Origin of the sequence: Halobacillus sp. BBL2006, assembly GCF_000786645.1 — a bacterium.
Classification (GTDB): Bacteria; Bacillota; Bacilli; order Bacillales; family Halobacillaceae; genus Halobacillus.
Map to the genome: position 1 here is coordinate 1 of NZ_JRNX01000705.1, position 3,458 is coordinate 3,458.

The window sequence follows — 3,458 nt, forward strand, 5'->3', positions numbered from 1 at the left end:
CCTGCCGATGGAATTTCTGCCTGAAGCGGATAATCCACAAGTCACCGTCGTCACCCTTGGCCAAGGCTATGATGCAGGTTCAATGACTTCAACGATTACTGAACCAGTCGAGCAAGCGGTTTCGAACGTGTCTGGAAAAACGTCTGTTCTATCCACTACAGGAGAAGGCTACTCTCAGGTGACCATTAATTTTGATTCAAAAGCCGACATGAAGGAAGCAAAAAACAACGTCGAGGAAGCAATCAGCGGACTACGACTTCCCGATGGTGTTGGCAAGCCGCAGATTTCTCAGCTCAATACTTCTATGATTCCAATCGGCCAGGTTTCCATCACCTTTTCTGACGGACTGACGAAAAGCAATATCGAACTTGTTAAAAATGAATTCAAACCGCTGTTTGAAAATCAGAATGGTTTATCACAAGCAAGTGTCATGGGAGAAAACAGTTCCCGTGTTCAAATCAATTTGAATCATGACAAAATGGAGCAGCTACATATCCCAGTCAACGCTGTCATGAGCGTCCTCCAGGGGCAAGATGTTTCGGCTTCTGCAGGAAGTACTACGATTGATGGACAAAAAAGCACGATCAACGTTACCGATGACCTGACTTCTATTGAGGCTTTAAAAGAATTGACTTTACCCATACAAGCAGAAAATGCGCCACCTATCCAAATTAAAGATATTGCCACGGTTGAAGAAGTGAAAGCTGATGACACCATCACCAGAGTCAATGGCCAAGAAGCGCTCGCTGTTATCCTTTTCAAGGAAACTGATGCAAGTGCCGTGACGGCTGGGGATCAGGTAAGAAGCACCGTAGATAAAATCAACCGCGATTACGATGGTGCAGAAGCGACTGTCCTCTTCACGACTGGCGAGATGGTTGAGCATTCTGTGAACAGCATGGTACGTGAGGTCGGTCTTGGTGCCTTATTCGCAACCTTAGTCATCCTTTTATTTCTAAAAAAATTCAAGCCGACCCTGATTACCGTCATATCGATCCCTTTATCCCTCGGTCTTACGCTTTTATTACTTTCTCTTTCCGGGGTCACGTTGAACATCCTCACATTAGGAGGAGTTGCCGTAGCCGTCGGGCGATTAGTGGATGACAGTATCGTTGTCGTCGAAAACATCTTCAGGCGAAGCCAAAAACAGAAGCTTACGAAAGAAAATGTATTGGAAGCAACAAAAGAGGTATCGCGTGCGATCACATCCTCTACCTTAATTACCGTTGCTGTATTTTTACCGATGGGTCTTGTCAACGGCTCTTTGAGAGCATTCCTTCTCCCATTCGGGTTGACAGTGACGTATTCACTCTTAGCCTCTTTACTCGTTGCTTTAACAGTGGTTCCGCTCTTAAGCCGCAGCATGCTGAAGAACACAACATTGCCGCCTCATCATCGACCGAAACGATACTTGAGCGTATTGAAATGGTCTCTGAACTATAAAACCGTGCCGATCCTTTTAGCCATAGTGGTTCTAGTTGGCTCTATAGGCTTATACTTATCCTTGCCGAAAGCGGCGACAAGTGCGAATGACGCTTCTCTCGTTTCGATCTCGATGGCTTTCCCGAGCGATACACCGAAGGATACCATTACCGAGAAGATGATGGATTTTGAGAAAAAAATGACTGACTTCGAAGGCTATGACTACCTGATTACCCAGTACGGATCCAATCAAGAAGCCGCCCAATACGGAGAAGTCAGTGATCCGGACACCGTTATTTATACGGTGATCATGAAAGAAGACGCTGATGCTGAAGCGTTCATTGATCAAGTGAATGATGCGAAAAAACAAGAGGGGAACGTGATTATTACAGCGTCGCCCGCTTCCATTTTTGGAGGATCATCGAACTCCAGCATCACTTATGACATTGTCGGAAACGATACCGATGAAATCCTCAACACTTCTCAAACGATCATGGATAAGATCGATGATGTTGAGGGTGTAAAGAAAGTATCAAGCAATCAGGAGAAAACCTCTCCAGTTTATACGGTTGAAGTCAATACTGAGAAAGCGAACGCTCAGCAGACCGCGATGCAAATCCGTTCACTAATTAATCCGCAGCCGATCGGATCCGTGAATTTGGATGAAGAAACAACCCCTGTTTTCCTAAATGCAGGTATGAATTCGGATTCGATGTCGGATCTCAAAGGACTGACTCTCGCTACGAACTCAGGAGCGGTTCCTCTTTCTGACGTAGCTACGATTTCTCAAGAGGAGAAGCCGAGCACGATTCTTCATAAAGATGGAGACTTATACGTCCGTGTAACCGCTGAAGTAGATCCGACCGAGCTTTCCGTCATCTCAAAAGAAATCGACAAAGAGTTAAACTCGATCGACTTGCCAGCCGGAACATCTATTGACAAAGGTGGAGCGGCTGAGCAGCAGGCGAGTGACTTCCAGGACCTCGGTCTCACAATGCTTGCGTCCATCCTGATTGTCTATCTAATTATGGTGCTGACTTTCAAGACATTCAAAGCTCCGTTAGCCATACTGATCACTTTACCGCTCGCTTCCATAGGTGCCGTTCTCGGACTGTTGATCTTCCGTGTTCCTGCAGATCCGACCGCTCTAATCGGAGCGCTTATGTTGATTGGTGTCGTCATTACGAATGCCATCGTTCTGATTGACCGCGTGAAGCAGAATGAAGAGACGATGATTATTCGCGATGCCATCATTGAAGCATGTGGTACGCGTCTCCGCCCAGTCATTATGACGGCGATTGCGACGATCTGCGCGATGCTTCCGCTCCTCTTTGGCCCGACGGAAGATGGCAGCCTTGTTTCTAAATCATTGGCCGTCGTCGTCATTGGAGGACTCTCAGGAGCAACGGTCTTAACACTTGTGATCGTGCCCGTATTCTACGAGCTGCTTCATTTCAGAAAATCGAAACGCCAGCGTTTGCAACAAGTCGCTGCAGAAGAACCAGCAGTCACTTCATAAAAACAGAAAAACCGCCTTCGGGTGGTTTTTTCTGTTTAACGTTCTACTTCTTCTTTCACTTCATTATACGGCCAGGCAGGAAGCGGTTTGGAAAGCGGCTTATCAGACCGATACCCCAGCACATATTCGGCCTGCATGACGGTGTGGATTTCTCTTGTGCCTTCATAAATAACAGGAGCTTTCGAGTTTCGTAAAAAGCGTTCCACCGGATATTCATTGGAGTAGCCGTAAGCACCGTGGATTTGCACGGCATCATTGGCAGCTTCATTGGCAAAATCGCACGCCTGCCATTTCGCAAGCGATGTTTCTCTCGTATTCCTTTTCCCTTTATTCTTCAAGTCGCCAGCTCGAAAGACAAGCAAACGGGACATTTGATAGCCTGCTTCCATTTTGGCAATCATTTGCTGGACTAGCTGATGCTTGCCTATTTCTCTGCCGAACGTCTCTCTTTCATGGCAGTACTTCACGCTTTCTTCAAGACACGCCAAAATTTGACCGCATGCTCCGGCTGCTACTG

Annotated in this window: 2 protein-coding genes; one reads left to right on the forward strand and one right to left on the reverse strand. The window is 46.7% G+C overall.

Features of this window, described 5'->3' with window-relative positions:
* Positions 1-2,941 (forward strand): efflux RND transporter permease subunit (locus tag LD39_RS18580; protein WP_035551546.1); only part of this gene is annotated, 2,941 nt, incomplete at its 5' end.
* A gap of 35 nt (positions 2,942-2,976) precedes the next feature.
* Here the strand turns inward: LD39_RS18580 and LD39_RS18585 are convergent.
* A partial coding sequence (locus tag LD39_RS18585; RefSeq protein ID WP_035551548.1) for an acyl-CoA dehydrogenase family protein occupies positions 2,977-3,458 on the reverse strand: 482 nt, incomplete at its 5' end.